This is a genomic window from Ruegeria sp. AL12 (genome assembly GCF_056540885.1).
The window spans coordinates 130,434-148,057 of record NZ_JBQFXN010000004.1 but is presented as its reverse complement, the minus strand read 5'-3'; the positions used below and the strand labels follow the sequence as shown (position 1 = coordinate 148,057).

17 protein-coding genes are annotated in these 17,624 nt (G+C 59.3%); 9 read left to right on the top strand and 8 right to left on the bottom strand.

The window, feature by feature from the left end:
• The 7 genes from sucD (at position 1) to lpdA (ending at position 8,240) form a co-directional block, all read left to right on the top strand.
• A complete protein-coding gene (gene sucD / locus ACR0C6_RS13150; protein ID WP_152456828.1) occupies positions 1 to 882 on the top strand; it encodes a succinate--CoA ligase subunit alpha in 882 nt (293 codons plus the stop codon).
• Positions 883 to 998: 116 nt separating this feature from the next.
• Complete coding sequence (locus ACR0C6_RS13145) at positions 999 to 1,496, top strand: DUF805 domain-containing protein (protein WP_480619687.1); 498 nt, start codon at positions 999 to 1,001, stop codon at positions 1,494 to 1,496.
• Complete coding sequence (locus tag ACR0C6_RS13140) at positions 1,493 to 2,035, top strand: DUF805 domain-containing protein (RefSeq protein ID WP_480446785.1); 543 nt, start codon at positions 1,493 to 1,495, stop codon at positions 2,033 to 2,035. The genes ACR0C6_RS13145 and ACR0C6_RS13140 overlap by 4 nt, the downstream gene beginning before the upstream one ends.
• Positions 2,032 to 4,989: a 2-oxoglutarate dehydrogenase E1 component gene (locus tag ACR0C6_RS13135; RefSeq protein WP_152456825.1), complete on the top strand. Its 2,958-nt coding sequence runs from the start codon at positions 2,032 to 2,034 to the stop codon at positions 4,987 to 4,989. Before ACR0C6_RS13140 ends, ACR0C6_RS13135 begins: the two co-directional genes overlap by 4 nt.
• 3 nt (positions 4,990 to 4,992) lie before the next feature.
• Complete coding sequence (gene odhB, locus ACR0C6_RS13130) at positions 4,993 to 6,507, top strand: 2-oxoglutarate dehydrogenase complex dihydrolipoyllysine-residue succinyltransferase (protein WP_171726809.1); 1,515 nt, start codon at positions 4,993 to 4,995, stop codon at positions 6,505 to 6,507.
• A gap of 2 nt (positions 6,508 to 6,509) precedes the next feature.
• Positions 6,510 to 6,779 (top strand): hypothetical protein, encoded by a 270-nt coding sequence (locus ACR0C6_RS13125; protein ID WP_152456823.1) that lies wholly within the window; start codon positions 6,510 to 6,512, stop codon positions 6,777 to 6,779.
• Between the two features lie 72 nt (positions 6,780 to 6,851).
• Positions 6,852 to 8,240 carry a dihydrolipoyl dehydrogenase gene (gene lpdA / locus ACR0C6_RS13120; RefSeq protein WP_480446786.1) on the top strand — a complete coding sequence of 463 codons (1,389 nt, stop codon included), beginning with the start codon at positions 6,852 to 6,854 and terminating at the stop codon, positions 8,238 to 8,240.
• A gap of 165 nt (positions 8,241 to 8,405) precedes the next feature.
• On the opposite strand, the gene ACR0C6_RS13115 is transcribed toward lpdA, so the two are convergent.
• Positions 8,406 to 8,984, bottom strand: coding sequence for a TetR/AcrR family transcriptional regulator (locus tag ACR0C6_RS13115; RefSeq protein ID WP_480619684.1), 579 nt, complete (start codon positions 8,982 to 8,984; stop codon positions 8,406 to 8,408).
• Positions 8,985 to 9,087: 103 nt separating this feature from the next.
• Between ACR0C6_RS13115 and ACR0C6_RS13110 the strand changes: the two genes are divergently transcribed.
• Entirely contained in the window at positions 9,088 to 9,681 is a 594-nt protein-coding gene (locus tag ACR0C6_RS13110) for an NAD(P)H-dependent oxidoreductase (RefSeq protein ID WP_480619682.1), read from the top strand.
• A 20-nt stretch (positions 9,682 to 9,701) separates the two neighbouring features.
• Here ACR0C6_RS13110 and ACR0C6_RS13105 read toward each other — a convergent pair whose 3' ends face one another.
• The 4 genes from ACR0C6_RS13105 to ACR0C6_RS13090 are packed head-to-tail and all read right to left on the bottom strand — an operon-like array spanning position 9,702 to position 12,607.
• Positions 9,702 to 10,307 (bottom strand): pyridoxamine 5'-phosphate oxidase family protein, encoded by a 606-nt coding sequence (locus ACR0C6_RS13105; protein WP_171233121.1) that lies wholly within the window; start codon positions 10,305 to 10,307, stop codon positions 9,702 to 9,704.
• Positions 10,291 to 11,034 (bottom strand): lysophospholipid acyltransferase family protein, encoded by a 744-nt coding sequence (locus ACR0C6_RS13100; protein ID WP_171171175.1) that lies wholly within the window; start codon positions 11,032 to 11,034, stop codon positions 10,291 to 10,293. The genes ACR0C6_RS13105 and ACR0C6_RS13100 overlap by 17 nt, the downstream gene beginning before the upstream one ends.
• Positions 11,034 to 11,933, bottom strand: coding sequence for a cell division protein FtsX (locus ACR0C6_RS13095; protein WP_152456817.1), 900 nt, complete (start codon positions 11,931 to 11,933; stop codon positions 11,034 to 11,036). The genes ACR0C6_RS13100 and ACR0C6_RS13095 overlap by 1 nt, the downstream gene beginning before the upstream one ends.
• On the bottom strand, positions 11,930 to 12,607 hold the full coding sequence (locus tag ACR0C6_RS13090; RefSeq protein WP_152456816.1) for a cell division ATP-binding protein FtsE: 678 nt from the start codon (positions 12,605 to 12,607) through the stop codon (positions 11,930 to 11,932). Before ACR0C6_RS13090 ends, ACR0C6_RS13095 begins: the two co-directional genes overlap by 4 nt.
• A gap of 182 nt (positions 12,608 to 12,789) precedes the next feature.
• Here ACR0C6_RS13090 and ACR0C6_RS13085 point away from each other — a divergent pair, with 182 nt between their 5' ends.
• Positions 12,790 to 13,530, top strand: coding sequence for a zinc-ribbon domain-containing protein (locus ACR0C6_RS13085; protein WP_480619680.1), 741 nt, complete (start codon positions 12,790 to 12,792; stop codon positions 13,528 to 13,530).
• A 3-nt stretch (positions 13,531 to 13,533) separates the two neighbouring features.
• Here the strand turns inward: ACR0C6_RS13085 and ACR0C6_RS13080 are convergent, their stop codons facing one another.
• From ACR0C6_RS13080 to ACR0C6_RS13070, 3 genes are all read right to left on the bottom strand, one after another.
• Positions 13,534 to 16,077: a TIGR02302 family protein gene (locus ACR0C6_RS13080; RefSeq protein ID WP_480619678.1), complete on the bottom strand. Its 2,544-nt coding sequence runs from the start codon at positions 16,075 to 16,077 to the stop codon at positions 13,534 to 13,536.
• A 37-nt stretch (positions 16,078 to 16,114) separates the two neighbouring features.
• Positions 16,115 to 17,380, bottom strand: coding sequence for a diaminopimelate decarboxylase (gene lysA, locus ACR0C6_RS13075; protein WP_171726811.1), 1,266 nt, complete (start codon positions 17,378 to 17,380; stop codon positions 16,115 to 16,117).
• A 62-nt stretch (positions 17,381 to 17,442) separates the two neighbouring features.
• Positions 17,443 to 17,598 carry a hypothetical protein gene (locus tag ACR0C6_RS13070; protein WP_171119713.1) on the bottom strand — a complete coding sequence of 52 codons (156 nt, stop codon included), beginning with the start codon at positions 17,596 to 17,598 and terminating at the stop codon, positions 17,443 to 17,445.
• Positions 17,599 to 17,624 lie beyond the last annotated feature (26 nt).

Below are 17,624 nucleotides of genomic sequence, written 5' to 3'. Positions count from 1 at the left end.
ATGGCAGTCCTCATCGACGAAAACACCAAAGTGATCTGTCAGGGCTTTACCGGCTCGCAGGGTACATTCCACAGCGAACAGGCCATTGCCTATGGCACCAAGATGGTCGGCGGCGTCACCCCCGGCAAAGGCGGGATGGAGCATCTGGGCCTGCCCGTGTTCAACTCGGTCCACGAGGCCAAGCACGTGACCGAAGCCAATGCCAGCGTGATCTATGTGCCGCCGCCGTTTGCTGCGGATTCGATCCTCGAAGCGATTGATGCCGAGATGGAAGTGATCGTCTGCATCACCGAAGGCATCCCGGTGCTGGACATGATGAAGGTGAAGCGCGCGCTGGAAGGCAGCAAATCCCGCCTGATCGGCCCGAACTGCCCCGGTGTGATTACACCCGACGCCTGCAAGATCGGCATCATGCCCGGCCATATCCACAAGCGCGGCTCGGTCGGCGTTGTGTCCCGCTCGGGCACCCTGACCTATGAGGCCGTCAAGCAGACCACCGATGTGGGTCTGGGCCAGTCCACCTGCGTGGGTATCGGCGGCGACCCGATCAAAGGCACCGAGCATATCGATGTGCTGGAATGGTTCCTGGCCGATGACGAGACCGAGTCGATCATCATGATCGGTGAGATCGGTGGCTCGGCCGAGGAAGAAGCTGCGCAGTTCCTGGCGGATGAGGCCAAGAAGGGCCGCAAGAAGCCGACCGCCGGTTTCATCGCAGGCCGCACAGCCCCTCCAGGCCGCCGTATGGGCCACGCAGGCGCGATTGTCGCCGGTGGCAAAGGCGGCGCCGAAGACAAGATCGAAGCCATGCGCTCGGCCGGTATCGTCGTGGCCGAAAGCCCGGCGCAGCTGGGCGAAGCCGTGCTGGAAGCGATTGGGTAAGTGACCAAGAACCGGGCATATGCTTTTGGGGCAACGCCCGGCTCGGGGGTGGGCGAGACGCGCCCGCCCATCAATCCTGAAGTTTGCCTTTGGCAATTCCGGGCGGAACAGTAACGATGGGACCAAAGCAAGCCATATCGACCGGCATCCGAAAGACATTTGTCTTTTCGGGCAGAGCGTCGCGTTCTGAGTTTTGGTGGTTTGCCCCTATTGCAATTGTTTTGCCGATCTCCGCCGCATTACTGTTTGACTGGAGCGTTCTCGTAAACTGGGGCACCTCGAGGCTTTTGGTGATCACCGCCGCGTCTTTGCCCCTGCTTTCGGCAATGTGCAGACGGCTGCAGGATACTGGCGAAGATGGGCATCAAGCGCTCTATCCGTTCGCAACAGTATTTATCGTTTGGCTGGGGTATCATGTCTTTCTTGGCTTCGGGTTGCTGATCGGCGGACCGATTCTCCTGTTTCTTCTGGTCATCTTTCTTTTTGTTCCAGTGTTCCTAAACGCGATAGTGACAAGCGCGCTGGTTGCGTCCAATGTTATCGGGTTGATGCTGGTTGCTTCCGACCCAGACAAAAATCGATTTGGGGTGCCGCGTGAAGAGGGCTTCGCATGACCTTCTCCGACGCCATACGCACCTGTTTCTCCAAGTTTTTCACCTTGTCAGGTCGTGCCTCGCGGCCCGAATACTGGTTCTTTTTCCTGTTCATCGTGATTTGGAACATCATCGCCGGCATCATCGACTGGCAGTTCTTCACTCAGGTCGCGATCACCGAAAGCGATGAGGTGAAATCTGTCACCGCAACGTCCTCGGCTCCGGTGCAGAGCATCGTCGGCCTGATCGTCTTCTTCCCGCATCTGGCCGTTGCGTGGCGGCGGATGCACGATACCGGGCGCAGTGGGCTGTACGCTCTGCTGCCGATCCTGCTGGTCCTTGGGGCCTTTGCCGTCCTGATCTTTGGTATCGGGATCGCCTCGAGTTTCCAGCATGGCGGAACGCTCGACATTTTGTTTACCCGCGCAACATTGCTGATCGTCATCCCGACACTTATCGTTCTGGTGGTGTCGCCCCTCCTGGTGCTGTGGTGGCTGACCCGCCCCAGTCAACCAGGCACCAATCAATACGGTCCCAACCCACATGAGGTAGCCCAATGACCGAACACTCGCCCAATACTGCCTTTCATGCCTCGAGCTTCATGCAGGGGCATAACGCCGAATACCTGGAACAGCTTTATGCGCAGTACACCAAGAACCCCGGTGCGGTAGACGCTGCCTGGGTCGAGTTCTTCAAGGCCATGGGTGACGCCGCGCCTGATGTGCAGCGCGAGGCCGAAGGGCCTTCGTGGGCGCGCACGGACTGGCCGCCCATGCCAGCGGATGATCTGACCGGTGCGTTGACCGGCGAGTGGGCCGAGATTGACGCCAAGGCCGCAGGCAAGAAGATCAAGGAAAAGGCCGCCGACAAAGGTGTCGAAGTCAGCGATGACCAGATCAAACGCGCGGTGCTGGACAGTCTGCGGGCGCTTATGCTGATCCGGGCCTATCGGATCCGGGGCCATCTGGCCGCCAACCTTGACCCCCTTGGCATGCGCGCGGCCAGCAATCATCCGGAACTGGACCCCAAAACCTACGGCTTCACCGATGCCGATATGGATAGACCGATCTTTATCGACAACGTTCTGGGACTTCAGGTCGCCTCGATGCGGCAGATCGTCGAGATCGTGAAGCGAACCTATTGCGGTACTTTTGCGCTGCAATACATGCATATCTCGAACCCGGAAGAGGCTGCATGGTTGAAAGAGCGGATTGAGGGCTATGGCAAGGAAATCCAGTTCACCAAGGAAGGCCGCAAAGCCATCCTGAACAAGATGGTCGAGGCCGAAGGTTTTGAGAAATTCCTGCACGTCAAGTACATGGGCACCAAGCGCTTTGGTCTCGATGGCGGTGAGGCGCTCATTCCGGCGATGGAGCAGATCATCAAACGTGGTGGCGCGCTCGGGCTCAGCGATATCGTGATCGGGATGCCGCACCGGGGCCGTTTGAACATTCTGGCCAATGTGATGGGCAAACCGTACCGCGCCATTTTCAACGAATTTCAGGGCGGCAGTTTCAAACCCGAAGACGTGGATGGCTCGGGCGACGTGAAATACCATCTGGGTGCTTCCAGCGACCGCGAGTTTGATGGCAACAGCGTGCACCTGTCGCTGACTGCGAACCCGTCGCATCTTGAGGCGGTGAACCCTGTGGTTCTGGGCAAGGTCCGCGCCAAGCAGGATCAGTTGGGCGACACGGACCGCACCAAGGTCATGGCCATTCTGCTGCACGGCGATGCAGCCTTTGCCGGTCAGGGCGTCGTGGCCGAAGGCTTTGGCCTGAGCGGTTTGCGCGGGCATCGCACCGGCGGGACAATGCATATCGTGGTGAACAACCAGATTGGCTTTACCACCGCGCCGCATTTTTCACGCTCCAGCCCATATCCGACGGATATCGCGCTGATGGTCGAGGCACCGATCTTCCACGTGAACGGGGATGACCCCGAGGCCGTTGTTCATGCAGCCAAGGTAGCGACCGAGTTCCGCCAGAAGTTCCACAAGGACGTTGTTCTGGATATCTTCTGCTACCGCCGGTTTGGTCACAACGAGGGCGACGAGCCCATGTTCACCAACCCGATCATGTACAAGAAGATCAAGACGCATAAGACTACGCTGTCTTTGTACACTGAGCGCCTGGTCAAGGATGGCCTGATCCCCGAGGGTGAGATCGAGGATATGAAAGCGGCCTTCCAGGCTCATCTGAACGACGAATTCGAGGCCGGTAAGGACTATAAACCCAACAAGGCCGATTGGCTGGATGGGCGCTGGTCGCATCTTGACAAGAACAAAGACGAATACATGCGCGGCGAGACGGCGATTACGCCGGAAACCATGGCTGAAATCGGCGATGCCCTTACCCGCGCACCAAGCGGATTTGCCATGCACAAGACGGTTGGTCGTCTGCTTGAGCACAAGAAACAGATGTTTGAAACCGGTAAAGGCTTTGACTGGGCCACTGGTGAGGCGCTGGCCTTCGGATCCCTGCTGACCGAGGGCTACCCGGTACGCCTTGCAGGTCAGGACGCCACGCGCGGCACCTTCAGCCAACGCCATTCCGGATTCGTTCATCAGGAAACCGAAGAAAGGTATTACCCGCTGAACAACATTCGCGCCGGTCAGTCGCATTACGAAGTGATCGACTCGATGCTGTCCGAATATGCAGTGCTCGGGTTCGAATACGGATACTCGCTGGCCGAACCAAATGCGCTGGTCCTGTGGGAAGCCCAGTTCGGGGACTTCGCCAACGGCGCGCAGATCATGTTCGACCAATTCATCAGTTCGGGTGAATCGAAATGGCTGCGGATGTCCGGCCTGGTCTGTCTGCTGCCGCACGGGTTCGAGGGGCAAGGCCCCGAGCATTCGTCGGCAAGGCTGGAGCGGTTCCTGCAAATGTGCGGTCAGGACAACTGGATCGTGGCGAACTGCACGACGCCTGCGAACTATTTCCACATCCTGCGCCGCCAACTGCACCGGACATTCCGCAAGCCGCTGATCCTGGTGACACCGAAATCACTGCTGCGCCACAAGCTGGCAGTCAGCACCGCCGAGGATTTCACCACCGGATCCAGCTTCCACAGGGTACTGTGGGATGATGCCCAGAAGGGCAATTCCGACACCAAGCTGGTCGCGGATGACAAGATCAAACGCGTGGTGATGTGTTCCGGTAAAGTCTATTTCGACCTGCTGGAGGAACGCGATGCTCGCGGCATCGACGACATTTATCTGATGCGGATCGAACAGTTCTATCCCTTCCCGGCGCATTCTCTGATCAACGAGCTTGAACGGTTCAAGAATGCCGAAATGGTCTGGTGTCAGGAAGAGCCGAAGAACCAAGGTGCGTGGACCTTTATCGAACCTAATATCGAATGGGTTCTTTCCCGGATCGGCGCGAAACATACCCGTCCGGCTTATGTCGGTCGCGCAACCTCGGCCTCGCCCGCGACGGGCCTGGCCAGCCAACACAAAGCCCAACAAGAAGCGCTGGTTAACGAAGCGCTGAGCCTCGAAGGAAAATAAGCGATGACGATTGAAGTTCGTGTTCCCACGCTTGGCGAGTCGGTCACCGAAGCCACTGTTGCAACATGGTTCAAAAAGCCCGGTGATGCGGTCGCCGTGGATGAGATGCTGTGTGAGCTGGAGACTGACAAGGTGACGGTCGAAGTGCCCTCTCCCTCAGCTGGCGTGATGGGTGAGATTGTGGCCGCCGAAGGCGACACGGTTGGTGTCGATGCTCTGCTGGCGACGATTGCTGCCGGTGAAGGTGCGGCCGCGCCTGCCCCGGCGACAGCCGCAGCAACCCCCGAGGCCGCACCCTCTGCATCGGGCGGGTCGGTTGACGTGATGGTGCCCACGCTTGGCGAATCCGTGACAGAGGCGACTGTTTCAACCTGGTTCAAGCAAGTTGGCGACAGCGTCGCGCAGGACGAGATGCTGTGTGAGTTGGAAACCGACAAAGTCTCGGTCGAGGTACCCGCGCCGGCTGCGGGTGTTCTGGCGGAAATCGTCGCGCCGGAAGGTGCAACCGTTGATGCAACCGCAAAGCTGGCCGTCATCTCGGGCGCGGCCGCAGGCGCAGCCCCTGCACCGGCTGCTGCTGCGGCGGCTCCTGCTGCGGCAAGCACCGGCAAGGATGTTGCAAATGCGCCGTCTGCCGAAAAGGCGATGGCCGAAGCCGGGTTGTCAGCCGATCAGGTTACCGGCACCGGTCGCGATGGTCGCATCATGAAGGAAGATGTAGCCAAGGCGGTTGCGGCTGCTTCGGCCCCCGCACCTGCGGCGGCTGCGCCGGCGCCCGTTGCTCAGGTTCCGCGCGCACCGGTTGCTGCCGAAGATGAAGCCCGCGAAGAGCGTGTACGGATGACCCGTCTGCGTCAGACCATCGCCAAGCGCCTGAAGGATGCGCAGAACACCGCCGCGATCCTGACCACCTATAACGAGGTGGACATGACCGAGGTCATGGCCCTGCGCAATCAGTACAAGGACCAGTTCGAAAAGAAGCACGGTGTGCGCCTGGGCTTCATGTCCTTCTTCACCAAGGCCTGCTGCCATGCCCTGAAAGAAGTGCCCGAGGTCAATGCCGAAATCGATGGCACCGACATCGTCTACAAGAACTTCGTTCACATGGGCGTTGCGGCCGGCACGCCGCAGGGTCTGGTGGTTCCGGTCATTCGCGACGCGGACAGCATGTCCTTTGCAGCCATCGAAAAAGCCATCGCCGAAAAGGGCAAGCGCGCCCGCGATGGCAAGCTTTCGATGGCCGAGATGCAGGGCGGCACCTTCACAATCTCGAACGGTGGCGTCTACGGCTCGCTGATGTCCTCGCCGATCCTGAACCCCCCGCAGTCGGGCATTCTGGGCATGCACAAGATCCAGGAACGGCCGATGGTCATCAATGGCGAGATCAAGATCCGCCCGATGATGTATCTGGCCCTGTCCTATGACCACCGCATTGTTGACGGCAAGGGCGCGGTAACCTTCCTGGTTCGCGTGAAAGAGGCGCTTGAAGATCCGCGCCGCCTGCTGATGGATCTGTAACCATGGCGACACATGTACTCTGGCAGGCTGATGTGGCCGATTTCGACGCCTGGCTGAAAGTGTTCCGCGAGGACAAGCCGATGCGCAAGGCCGCGGGTATCCGCGACCTGCATGTCTGGCGCGATCCCGATCAGAAGGACCATGCAATCGCGATGTTCGAGGTGATCAACCTGGACAAGGCCAAGGCGTTTTTCGGATCCGAGGAATTGGCAATGCACCATGAACGAGGCGGCATTGCGCATATCTCGATCAAGCTGCTGGAACCCGTTTGACAATAGATATTCCCGACCCGCCAGATCGGGTCGGGAAAGCGCCGGATCGTCCGGTCGGTTTAGGAGAATGTAATGGCAAACTATGACGTCATCGTAATCGGCGCCGGACCCGGCGGCTATGTCTGCGCGATCCGCTGCGCTCAACTGGGCTTGAAAACCGCTGTGGTTGAGGGGCGCGAAACGCTGGGTGGCACTTGCCTGAACGTGGGCTGCATCCCGTCAAAAGCTTTGCTTCATGCCTCACACCAGCTTCATGAAGCCGAACACAACTTTGCCAAGATGGGCCTGAAGGGTAAATCGCCTTCGGTCGATTGGAAACAGATGCAGGCCTATAAAGATGAGGTGATCGAGGGCAACACCAAGGGCATCGAGTTTCTGTTCAAGAAGAACAAGATCGACTGGCTGAAAGGTTGGGGCTCGATCCCTGCGGCCGGCAAGGTTCAGGTTGGCGATGAAATCCATGAAACCAAGAACATCATCATTGCGTCAGGCTCCGAACCGTCCTCGCTGCCCGGTGTCGAAGTGGATGAGAAAGTCGTTGTGACCTCAACCGGTGCGCTGTCACTGGGCAAGATCCCGAAGAAAATGGTGGTGATCGGCGCGGGTGTGATCGGGCTGGAACTGGGTTCGGTGTACAGCCGCCTGGGCGCCGAGGTGACGGTGATCGAATTCCTCAAGGAAATCACGCCGGGCATGGATCCCGAAGTACAGAAGACATTCCAGCGTATCCTCAAGAAACAAGGGCTGAATTTCATCATGGGTGCAGCGGTGCAGAAAACCGAAGCAACCAAGACCAAGGCCAAGGTGACCTACAAGCTGCTCAAGGACGACAGCGAGCATGTGATCGACGCCGATACCGTGCTGGTGGCAACTGGGCGCAAACCATATTCCGATGGTCTGGGGCTGGACGCTCTGGGCGTCGAGATAACCCCGCGCGGCCAGATCAAGGTGGGCAAGGACTGGCAAACCAACGTACCGGGCATCTACGCCATCGGCGACGTGATCGAAGGCCCGATGCTGGCGCACAAGGCCGAAGATGAAGGCATGGCCGCCGCGGAACAGGTTGCGGGCAAGCATGGCCATGTGAACTATGGTGTCATTCCGGGTGTGATCTATACGTGGCCCGAGGTCGCCAATGTCGGTGAAACCGAGGCGACGCTCAAAGAACAAGGCCGTGCCTACAAGGTCGGCAAGTTCATGTTCATGGGCAACGGCCGCGCCAAAGCCAACTTTGCCTCTGACGGGTTCGTCAAGATCCTGGCCGACAAGGAAACCGACCGTATCCTGGGCTGCCACATCATCGGCCCCGCAGCAGGCGATCTGATCCATGAGGTCTGCGTGGCGATGGAATTCGGCGCATCCGCCGAAGATCTGGCGCTGACCTGCCACGCGCACCCGACCTATTCCGAGGCCGTGCGTGAGGCCGCACTGGCTTGCGGCGACGGCCCGATCCACAGCTAGGCAGGTCGGGCTCCGCCCGTTTGACGCGTGAAAGGTCCACCGGACCTTTCATCGGCTGCGCCGAACCACGTCAAACCCTGCCACGCGCACCCGACCTTCCGCGAGGCCGCACTGGCCTGCGGCGACGGCCCAATCCACAGCTGACAACCTTGACCCCGGCAGCGATCAGCCTGTCGGGGTCACCCAGGCATCCAGATAGGTCTCCAACCTGTCGGTGAAAGTCGTCGCGGAATGCAACGCGCAGAATCTTAGTGACATGGCCTGAATGGCAAAGGCCTGCACACCTTCGGCCAATAACTCGGGTGGCACGTCCTTGCGCACCTCTGCATGTTCGAGCCACAGCATCACGACGCGGAAATATCGCTCAAAACAATAGGCCACCGGTCCTATTTCGGCGACAGCCGTCGCACCGGAATACCTGATCAACAGATCGAATACATATCGCTCGGACGTCATGAAACTGTGAACCGGTTCCAGCGCAGTGATGATTTCTGCGACAGTTTTGGGTGGCGTTCTGGCCTCGGCCAGATCCAGACAGGCGTTCAGCTTGTCTGCGATCAAAATTTCCATCAGCGCATCCTTGTCGTGAAAATGCGCGAAAAAAGTGCCCTTCGCGACCCCTGCGGCCTTTACGACTTCTTCCACCCGTAACGCTTCATATCCGCCATTGCGGATGACCTCTTCAGCGGCCGCAAGAAGCTTGGCGCGGGTCTTGATCGTACGTTTCTGAATTGTCTTTTGCATATGGCTCAATCGCATAATTTCTGACCGTGGTCAAATTTTTATTGACCGTGGTCACTTTTTGATTCTATAAATTGACCACGGTCACTTTTTCAGGAGATACCCGATGCAAACGAAAAAGATTCTCATCCTTGACGGACACCCCGCAGAAAGCAGCCTGTCACGCACATTTGCCGAAACATACAAGGACGCGGCCCGCAAAAACGGGCACGATGTACGATTGGTTCATCTGAGCGATCTGCAATTCGATTTTGATTTCGGTCAGGGCAATTATCACGACTTCAAACCACTTGAGCCGGTTCTGGAACAAGTGCTGCAAGACTTTGAGTGGAGCGACCATCTGGTCCTGACCACCCCCATGTGGTGGGGCGGCCTTCCAGCCAAACTCAAAGGACTGATCGACCGAATGTTCATTCCGGGGCGAACCTTTGACACACGGAACACTACCAAGATCGGGTTTCCGGCCCCGATGCTGACAGGGCGCACCGCACGTGTCATCCTGACGTCAGACACGCCGGGATGGTTCTTGCGCCTGATATACCGGCAGGCGCTTATCCGTCAGGTACGGGACCAGATTCTTGGGTTCGTCGGCTTCAAACCAACGCGTTTCACCTATTTTTCCGGTGCAAGCTATCCCAAGCCCGGCAGCGTAGATCGCTGGGTGGAAAAAGTATCAAGGATCGGGGCCGCTGCGGTTTGAACCACAGCCGACACCCACATCTACCACATCGTTTTTGCGGCGCGTGCAAGCCATTCCTCGTCATATTGCGCGCCGCCTTCCACGCCGTCTGATGCCTCGGACAGAAGCTGGCCTATCGTGGGAAGATTGCCGCTTTCGTCACCACTTGACCAGATACGCGCCCGGATCAGAGCACGGGCACATTGGCTGTATATCTCGGCGATTTCAACGACGATAACGGTCGCTGGGCGTTTGCCGGCCTTCTCGAATTGATGCCGCAGGGTCTCATCCGCCGTTACCCGCGCCAACCCGTTCACCCGAACGACGTTGTTGGACCCCGGAACAAGGAACATCAGCGAAACACGTGGATCGCGCACGATATTGCGCAAACTGTCCAGACGGTTGTTGCCGCGCCAGTCCGGCAGAGCCAGCGTATTCGCATCCAGGTCTTTAACCACCGGGCCATCATCGCCCCGAGGGCTGCCATCCACACCTTCAGGACCAACCGTGCTGAGCACACACAGGCGCGATGCAAGGATCCACTTTCGATAGAGAGGCGTCAGTTGATGAACGACCTTTCGCAAGGACGGAGCACCGGGCCGACCATACAAAGCTTCAAGCGTTTCAATGTCACGAATGTGCTCCATCCGGATCAAACCCCACTTCCCGCATCAACTCGTTGGAACGTGTTTCTATCACATCTTCCAGCCGGGCAAGGAATTCGTCCCGGCCAACACCCGGCTCGATTGGGTCGAGGAAATCGACGATCGCAAGGCCCGGTTTGCGCATGACACCCGTTCGGGGCCAGAAAACGCCAGCATTCGTCGCGACCGGAACGCAGGGAAAGCCGAGCCCTTCGTAAAGAACGGCTGTTCCAACCTTGTAAGGTTTCTTCGCACCGGGCGCCACACGTGTCCCTTGCGGGTAAATCACAAGCTGCCCGGGTTCCGAAAACTCTTTCGACACATCTTTGACCATCTTGGTCACGGCAGCACCGCGCTTGCCGCGATTGACCGGAATACAGCCAAGTCGCCGCGCATACATTCCAATGACTGGCGTAAACAAAAGCTCGCGCTTCATGATGAACTTGCCGTGCGGAATGGCATCAAAAATGATGATGATATCAAGAAACGACTGGTGTTTTGCGGCTATGACCACCTCATTCGTTGGGACCCTACCCCGCACTTCACACCGAATGCCAACCATCCAACGAGCCAGCCACATGGTGCTGCGCGCGTAGGTCTTGCACGCCCTCAGGGCGCCAGCCTTGGAAAACAGTGCATAGGGCAGAAAGACAATGCCAAGGATCAGCATCCAGGCGTAGATCACGATCATGAAGATCAATGACCGAACCCATTGAACAGCCATCAACATCAGGAAAGCTCCTTCAATTTGCGTCGGGCCGCAGCCCAGGTGGCAAAAAACGCGACCATGGCACCAAGGATCGGAATAAGAACCGGCAACGCCCAGTCTTTGCCCTGAAAGCCGACGCCAGCCAGAAAACCACCCGATTCCGAGGCTTCGGGCAGCATCAGAACACCGGTCATGCCCAGCAATGTACCGACCGATGCCCCAAAGAATGCGCGATATGTAAACCGCCTTACGAATGCGCCCGCTATGAACCCATCGCGTGCACCGACCAGGCGCAGCACTTCGATGATCTGGGCATTTGCGGCAAGCGACGCGTTGGCGGCAAGGGTAATCATGGCAGCGGTCGCACCGCCGATCAGTAGGATCGAAATCCACCCCAGACGACGCAGGGACATCGCCGCATCAACCAAAGGCTCCCGCCACCGCGTGTGATCATCCAGTACGGCGCCCGGCACCTCGGCCCCCAGTCGCAAACGCAACCCAGCCACGTCGATGCCGGGTTCGGTTTCAATGATCTCGATAAGCTGCGGCACGGGCAGCGTATCCAGCGGCAGATCCGGCCCGAACCACGGGGCAAGCAACGCCGCCTGCTCTTCCTGCGTCAAGGCACGGGCCGAGGCCACGCCAGGCGTCTGGCCCAGAACGGTCAGCGCCGCCTCGGTCTGGGCTGCACGCTGTTCCGCTGGCGCGTTGATGCGCAGGGTTGCAGCTCCGGCCAGTTCCGAGGCCCAGCGATCCGCAATGCGCCCCGACGCCAGAGACAGGGCCAGGGCGAATACTGCAAGAAACGCCATCGCACCCGCGACGAACAGAGTCAGGTGTGCCGTGTATCCCGTTGGGGGAACAACCCGGTCTGCCCGTTTGTCACCGCGCAACAGATTTCTGAGGTCAGGACTGATCACAGATCCGCCCCCGCCAGTTGCAGCTTGCGCTGCGAAATACGCAAGACACGGGCCTGTACCTGGCTTTTGGCCGCGCGGATAAGGCTCAGATCATGGGTGGCGATCAGGACGGTTTTGCCCATCCGGTTCAGTTCGATCAGAAGACGCAGCAGCCGTTGCGACATTTCCCAGTCAACATTGCCTGTCGGCTCATCCGCCAAAACCACGTCAGGCGACAATATGACGGCACGCGCCAGAGCGGCCCTTTGCCGCTCGCCGCCGGACAGTTCAGGCGGGAGCGCTTCGAGCCTGGCGCCAAGACCCACCCAGCTGAGCAGCTCGGTCAGGTTTTCCTGCTCGGATGTTTCCGAACGCCCGGACACCATCAGCGGCAACGCGACGTTTTCGGCAAGCGTCATGTGGTCAAGGAACTGACAATCCTGATGCACGACACCAACGCGGCGACGCAATACGGCCAGCTGGTCGCGATCAAGCGTTGAAATATCCTGGTCAAACACGCTCAACCGCCCCGAGCTCGGCAGCAGGGCACCATAGCACAGCTTGAGCAACGTGGTCTTGCCCGCCCCGGAAGGCCCGGTCAGAAAGTGAAACGAACCCGGCTGCAATTGTACCGAGACATCACTCAGCAATTCACCGCCACCATAGGTGTAGCTGACATTTTCCAGCTCGATCACACGTGCCCCCGTTATTTTGCCGCTCTTCTTGCCCGAGCATGGTGATGGTTTCAATGGCTCTACCGAGTCCAATTGGTGACACTTGACCCGCGAAACCGAAAACGCTCTTTGCTGTTGGGTCTTAACCGAATATCATTCCTGAAAAAACTATTATCGGCCCTTCGCCCGGCCGAGGAGGCAGCATGCGTCTTACATGTCCGAATTGCAGCGCGCAGTACGAGGTTCCTGACGAGGTCATCCCCGAGGAAGGCCGCGACGTACAGTGTTCCAACTGCGATCAGACCTGGTTCCAAGCGAAGCACCCTGCCGAAGCCGCAGAGGCACCGGACGAAAAAGCGAAAACCCCTGAACAGGATGACGCATCGCCCGACGTGGTCGACGCTCCGCAGGACGTTGAACCGGAACCTGTTGAAGAAGCGGCATCCGAAGACAAGCCAGAAATTGATGAACCCGCCGCGCCCACCGGGAATGTCGATCCGTCCGTCGCCAGCATTCTGAGAGAGGAAGCTGCCCGCGAAGCGGAATTGCGGGCGCAGGAAGGCAGCAGCCTCGAAAGCCAGCCCGATCTGGGGCTGGATACGCCGCCAGAACCCAAGGTGCGCCCCAAGCGGCCTTCGGCTTCGGAAACCGCTGTCGATGCCGGGCAGAAAGACGCACTGCCGGATGTCGAAGCCATCAATTCGACCCTGCGATCAGATGAGCCGGAAGAGGTCCCGCAGCCACCCCGCAAATCGGGCGGATTCCTGCGCGGCTTTGCGTTGATGCTGATCATCGGCGTGGTTTTGTATCTGATATATGGAAATGCCCAACAGATCAGCGAAGCAGTCCCTCAGGCCGACCCGTTGCTCAGCTCATACGTGTCGCTTGTGGATCAGGCGCGCATCTGGCTTGAGGCGCAGGCTGCATCCGGTGCCCAGAACTGAGGTCTAGAACCTCTCCAACAAACGTTTCAGGTATTCCAACTCGATCTGAGGACGGTCCGATTCCCCGGTTCTGCGCCGGATTTCATCCAGCAGTTCCCGCGCCCGGCGATACACGTCTTCGCCTTGCAGCAGATTCTCATCTGTTGAAATCGAACCGGCGGCACCCGGGTTTCGGCCCAGCGGATCGCGGTTGTTGGCTTGCATGTCGCCATCCTGCGTTCCCTGACCCGGCTGATTCTGCTGGTTCTGCGCCATCGCCTCACCCAGCGAACGCATCCCTTCGCGCAGGGCTTCCATCGCCTCAGATTGCCGGTCGATGGCTTCGGCCAGATCATCCCCACGCAGGGCCTGTTCCGCCTCGTCCATGGCGCGCCCGGCCCGATCCAGCGCCTCGCGCGCGGCGTCACCTTCGGGCGTACCGGCACCTGGCAAACCCTGTTGCTGGCGGCTCAACTCATTTCTTAGCGCTTGCTGCCGATCCGCAAGTGAGCCTTGACCCTGCTGGCCTTCGCCAGCTTGATCCGAGCCTTCCCCCTGACCGCCCTGACCTTCGTGGCTTTGCCCCCGGCCTTGCCCGCCATTGCGTCCCTCATTGCCCTGGCTTTCACCGGATTGAGCGCCCGGGTTGAACTGTTCCTGCAAATCACGGAAGGCCTGATCGCTCAGACCTTGTTGCTCGCGCAGAGTTTCCGCAAGACCTTCCATGGCCTGCTGACCTTCGGACTGCTGCCCACCGCCCTGGCCCTGAGTCACACGCATGTTTTCCATCATCTGCTGGAACTCTTCCAGCGCCTGCTGGGCTTCAGCCATTCGGCCCTGTTCCATGAGCTCCTGAATGCGGTCCATCATGCGTTGCAGATCATCCTGCGTCATTTGCAGGGACTCGCCGTTCTGGCCCTGCTGACGCTCGCCATCTTCGCCGTTTGGCTGGGCCAACCGTTGCAGTTGTTGGAGGTAATCCTGCGTCGCTTCGCGCAATTCCTGCATCAGTTCCGCGATTTCCTCGTCGCTGGCGCCGTTCTTCATTGCTTCGGTCAGACGTTCCTGCGCGCGCCGCATCCGTTCCAGCGCATCCGCAAGCGTGCCGTCCTCGATCAACACGGCAAGATCCCAGAGGGCCTGGGCGATCTCTGCCTGCTGTTCGGGTTTCAGCCCGTATTGATCAAAGGTCTCTAGCCGCCGCAGCACGACCCTCAGACGCAAATAGGCAGTTTCCGAACGAAACAGATCCTCTGGCAGATGAGATACAGCCCGCAGCAGTTGCGCGATCCGAGGCGCATTGGACCGCGACCACAGCAGATCGCGCCGTTGTTCAATCACCGCTGCGGCCAGCGGATCAAAAAACCGACGGGCCGGAAGGTCGGTCACATAAGGTTCGGAAGACGATTGCTGATCCGCCGCGTCCGTGGCCATCAAAGTAATCCGGACCGGCAAATGCGCCCACGGGTGTTGCGAGAAGTCCTCGATCAGATCTTCTGCAAAATCCGCGCGATCGCCGGTGATCGGCATAGGCAGTTCAACTGCGATCGCTTCGCGTGGCTCGGGCTCTGCTGCCAGACCATAGCGGCGGTCAACGGCAGCCAGATCCAGTTCGATCAAGGCAGAGCCTGCAACCACACCATAGTCATCTCCTGCGACGAATGGCAGCTTCATCTGCCCGCCCGCTTCGGCCTCGGCCGATCCGGCCACGGCTATCTGTGGTGCCGTGTCGTCGATGATCTCAACGGCCCATTCCCGCCCCGCTGGCCCGTCGATGCGCAACTGGCCAGAGCGTTCTGCCACGAACTCCTGCTCGGGGTCGGTCGCCGCCTCGGCCCCCAGGGCCGAGCTGTTTTCCGTCAGGCTATGTGCCCCGACCTCACCATACAGCCGCAAGGTAACGCGGCTGCCTTTGGGAACGGCAAGCTCTGCATCCGTTTGGTCCGCAAGATACAGCGTTGGAAGGCCCGTATAGCGCGGGGGTTCGACCCATCCTTCCCAAGTCGGCCCTTGCCCGGCGGCGGCAGTGCCCGGGGCCATGTCCGCCACAGACCCCACGCGCCACAAAGAGCCGAAAACCAGCGCCACGACAAAAGCCAGCAACGCCGCGTAGCGCAGTGCATAAGGATCTCGCGATGCCAGCCGAAGATCTGGTTTCACGGCCTCGGCCGTTGCGACCCGTTGCGCCATCCGGGCTTTGTGGGCTTGCCACAGCGCCACGGAATCCCGATCGGCCGCACCGATGGCCTGATCATCCATCAAGGCCTGAATTGGGCGTCCCGGCAAGGTCTCATCCAGCCGCACCAAAACGTCGGCGCGCGAGGGCAACTTGAGACCCCTCAGGCCAAGCACCGCGGCCGTCAACAACAACCCCAGGGACAGCGCGCCAACTGCCCAGACGATTTCCACGGAAACAACATCTTGAAGCCCCAGCATCAATGCCGCAAGCAGAACAAGTGCAATCGAGAATGCCGGCCAGAACGCGCGCAACACCTGTTCAGCCACCATGCCGACATGGGTCAGCCACACGGACAGGCGCGGAATGGGCAGGTTTGAACGGTCGGACAAGACGGGCCTCCGGGGTTAGGCCCGCGCGGTCATCGCGTCAAAGCCATGAAGGTATGGTATCGCGGTTTATGATTTCGTCAAAGCTTGGTCGTTCACGAATGACTGCAAATTGATCACCATTGACCAGAACCTCGGGGATCAGCGGGCGGGTATTGTACTCGCTGGCCATCACCGCGCCGTAGGCACCCGCGCTGCGGAAGGCGATCAGGTCACCCGATTTCAGCGGCGGCATGTTGCGTTGTTTGGCAAAAGTGTCACCGGATTCGCAAACCGGGCCCACGATGTCATAGGCTTGCTGTTCCACGCCTGCCGCCGGTTCCTGCACCGCGACGATATCATGATGCGCTTCATACATCGCCGGGCGGATCAGATCATTCATGGCGCCGTCGACAATCAGGAAATCACGGCCTTCGCCCGACTTCACATAGATCACTTTACTGACCATCAGCCCCGCATTGCCTGCGATCAGGCGGCCCGGCTCGATCTCGATCTCACAGCCCAGATGGCCCAGTGTTTTCTTGATCAACGCGCCATATTCCACCGGCAGCGGCGGCGCGTCATTCGAGCGGGTATAGGGGATGCCCAATCCACCGCCCAGATCAAGACGGCGGATGTTGTGGCCTTCAGCCCGCAACTGCTCGGTCAGTTCGGCCACTTTCGTATAGGCCAGCTCGAATGGCTCGAGTTCCGTCAGCTGCGAGCCGATATGGACGTCGATGCCGATCACCTCCAGTCCCGGTAGGCTGGCCGCATGCGCATAGACGTCCGAGGCGCGGGATATCGGAATTCCAAATTTGTTCTCGGACTTGCCGGTCGCGATCTTGGCGTGGGTCTTGGCATCAACATCCGGATTCACCCGGACCGTGATCGGAGCAACCACACCCAATTCCAGTGCAACGGCGTTGATCACTTCCATCTCGGGCTCGGATTCGACGTTGAACTGACGGATGCCACCGGTCAGCGCGGTACGAATCTCATCCGCCGTTTTGCCCACGCCAGAGAACACGATCTTGTCGCCGGGAACGCCCGCTGCCTTGGCGCGCAGGTATTCCCCGCCCGAGACCACGTCCATCCCCGCGCCCGCCTGTGCCAGAGTTTTCAGGATCGCCTGATTGCTGGCCGCTTTCATCGCATAGCAGACAAGGTGGTCCGTGCCGTCAAGCGCATCGTCGAACAGTTGAAAATGCCGCAGCAAGGTTGCGGTGGAATAGACATAGAACGGCGTTCCGACCGCAGCAGCGATTTCGGAGACAGGGACATCCTCGGCGAAAAGCGCGCCGTCGCGGTAGAGAAAATGATCCATGTCTGCGCGCTTAGACCAGAAGATGGCTTCGAATCAATGGATTCCGAACCCATCGACCAAGTTTAATTTCGGGTCGAAACTCCAACCCGGCCATAGCCCGAGATCGAAACTCCGGTGCCCGATTGCTTGGGCTCTGCCGCAGGTTCCGGGCGTCTTGCCGATGTAGGTTCGCAAGCCGTCAAAGCCGCAAATACCAGAATCAGTCCGAGAGTTCTCATTTCAGTATCTTTTCTTTGGATGGCAT

What these genes read in the sequence shown, in the direction of transcription:
- ACR0C6_RS13145 (WP_480619687.1), top strand. Translation starts at nt 999, where the DNA reads ATGGGACCAAAGCAAGCCATATCGACCGGCATCCGAAAGACATTTGTC.
- ACR0C6_RS13100 (WP_171171175.1), bottom strand. Translation starts at nt 11,034, where the DNA reads ATGTTGATGGCTGTTCAATGGGTTCGGTCATTGATCTTCATGATCGTG.
- lysA (WP_171726811.1), bottom strand. Translation starts at nt 17,380, where the DNA reads ATGGATCATTTTCTCTACCGCGACGGCGCGCTTTTCGCCGAGGATGTC.
- ACR0C6_RS13135 (WP_152456825.1), top strand. Translation starts at nt 2,032, where the DNA reads ATGACCGAACACTCGCCCAATACTGCCTTTCATGCCTCGAGCTTCATG.
- lpdA (WP_480446786.1), top strand. Translation starts at nt 6,852, where the DNA reads ATGGCAAACTATGACGTCATCGTAATCGGCGCCGGACCCGGCGGCTAT.
- ACR0C6_RS13125 (WP_152456823.1), top strand. Translation starts at nt 6,510, where the DNA reads ATGGCGACACATGTACTCTGGCAGGCTGATGTGGCCGATTTCGACGCC.
- ACR0C6_RS13070 (WP_171119713.1), bottom strand. Translation starts at nt 17,598, where the DNA reads ATGAGAACTCTCGGACTGATTCTGGTATTTGCGGCTTTGACGGCTTGC.
- ACR0C6_RS13140 (WP_480446785.1), top strand. Translation starts at nt 1,493, where the DNA reads ATGACCTTCTCCGACGCCATACGCACCTGTTTCTCCAAGTTTTTCACC.
- ACR0C6_RS13110 (WP_480619682.1), top strand. Translation starts at nt 9,088, where the DNA reads ATGCAAACGAAAAAGATTCTCATCCTTGACGGACACCCCGCAGAAAGC.
- odhB (WP_171726809.1), top strand. Translation starts at nt 4,993, where the DNA reads ATGACGATTGAAGTTCGTGTTCCCACGCTTGGCGAGTCGGTCACCGAA.
- sucD (WP_152456828.1), top strand. Translation starts at nt 1, where the DNA reads ATGGCAGTCCTCATCGACGAAAACACCAAAGTGATCTGTCAGGGCTTT.
- ACR0C6_RS13115 (WP_480619684.1), bottom strand. Translation starts at nt 8,984, where the DNA reads ATGCAAAAGACAATTCAGAAACGTACGATCAAGACCCGCGCCAAGCTT.
- ACR0C6_RS13085 (WP_480619680.1), top strand. Translation starts at nt 12,790, where the DNA reads ATGCGTCTTACATGTCCGAATTGCAGCGCGCAGTACGAGGTTCCTGAC.
- ACR0C6_RS13105 (WP_171233121.1), bottom strand. Translation starts at nt 10,307, where the DNA reads ATGGAGCACATTCGTGACATTGAAACGCTTGAAGCTTTGTATGGTCGG.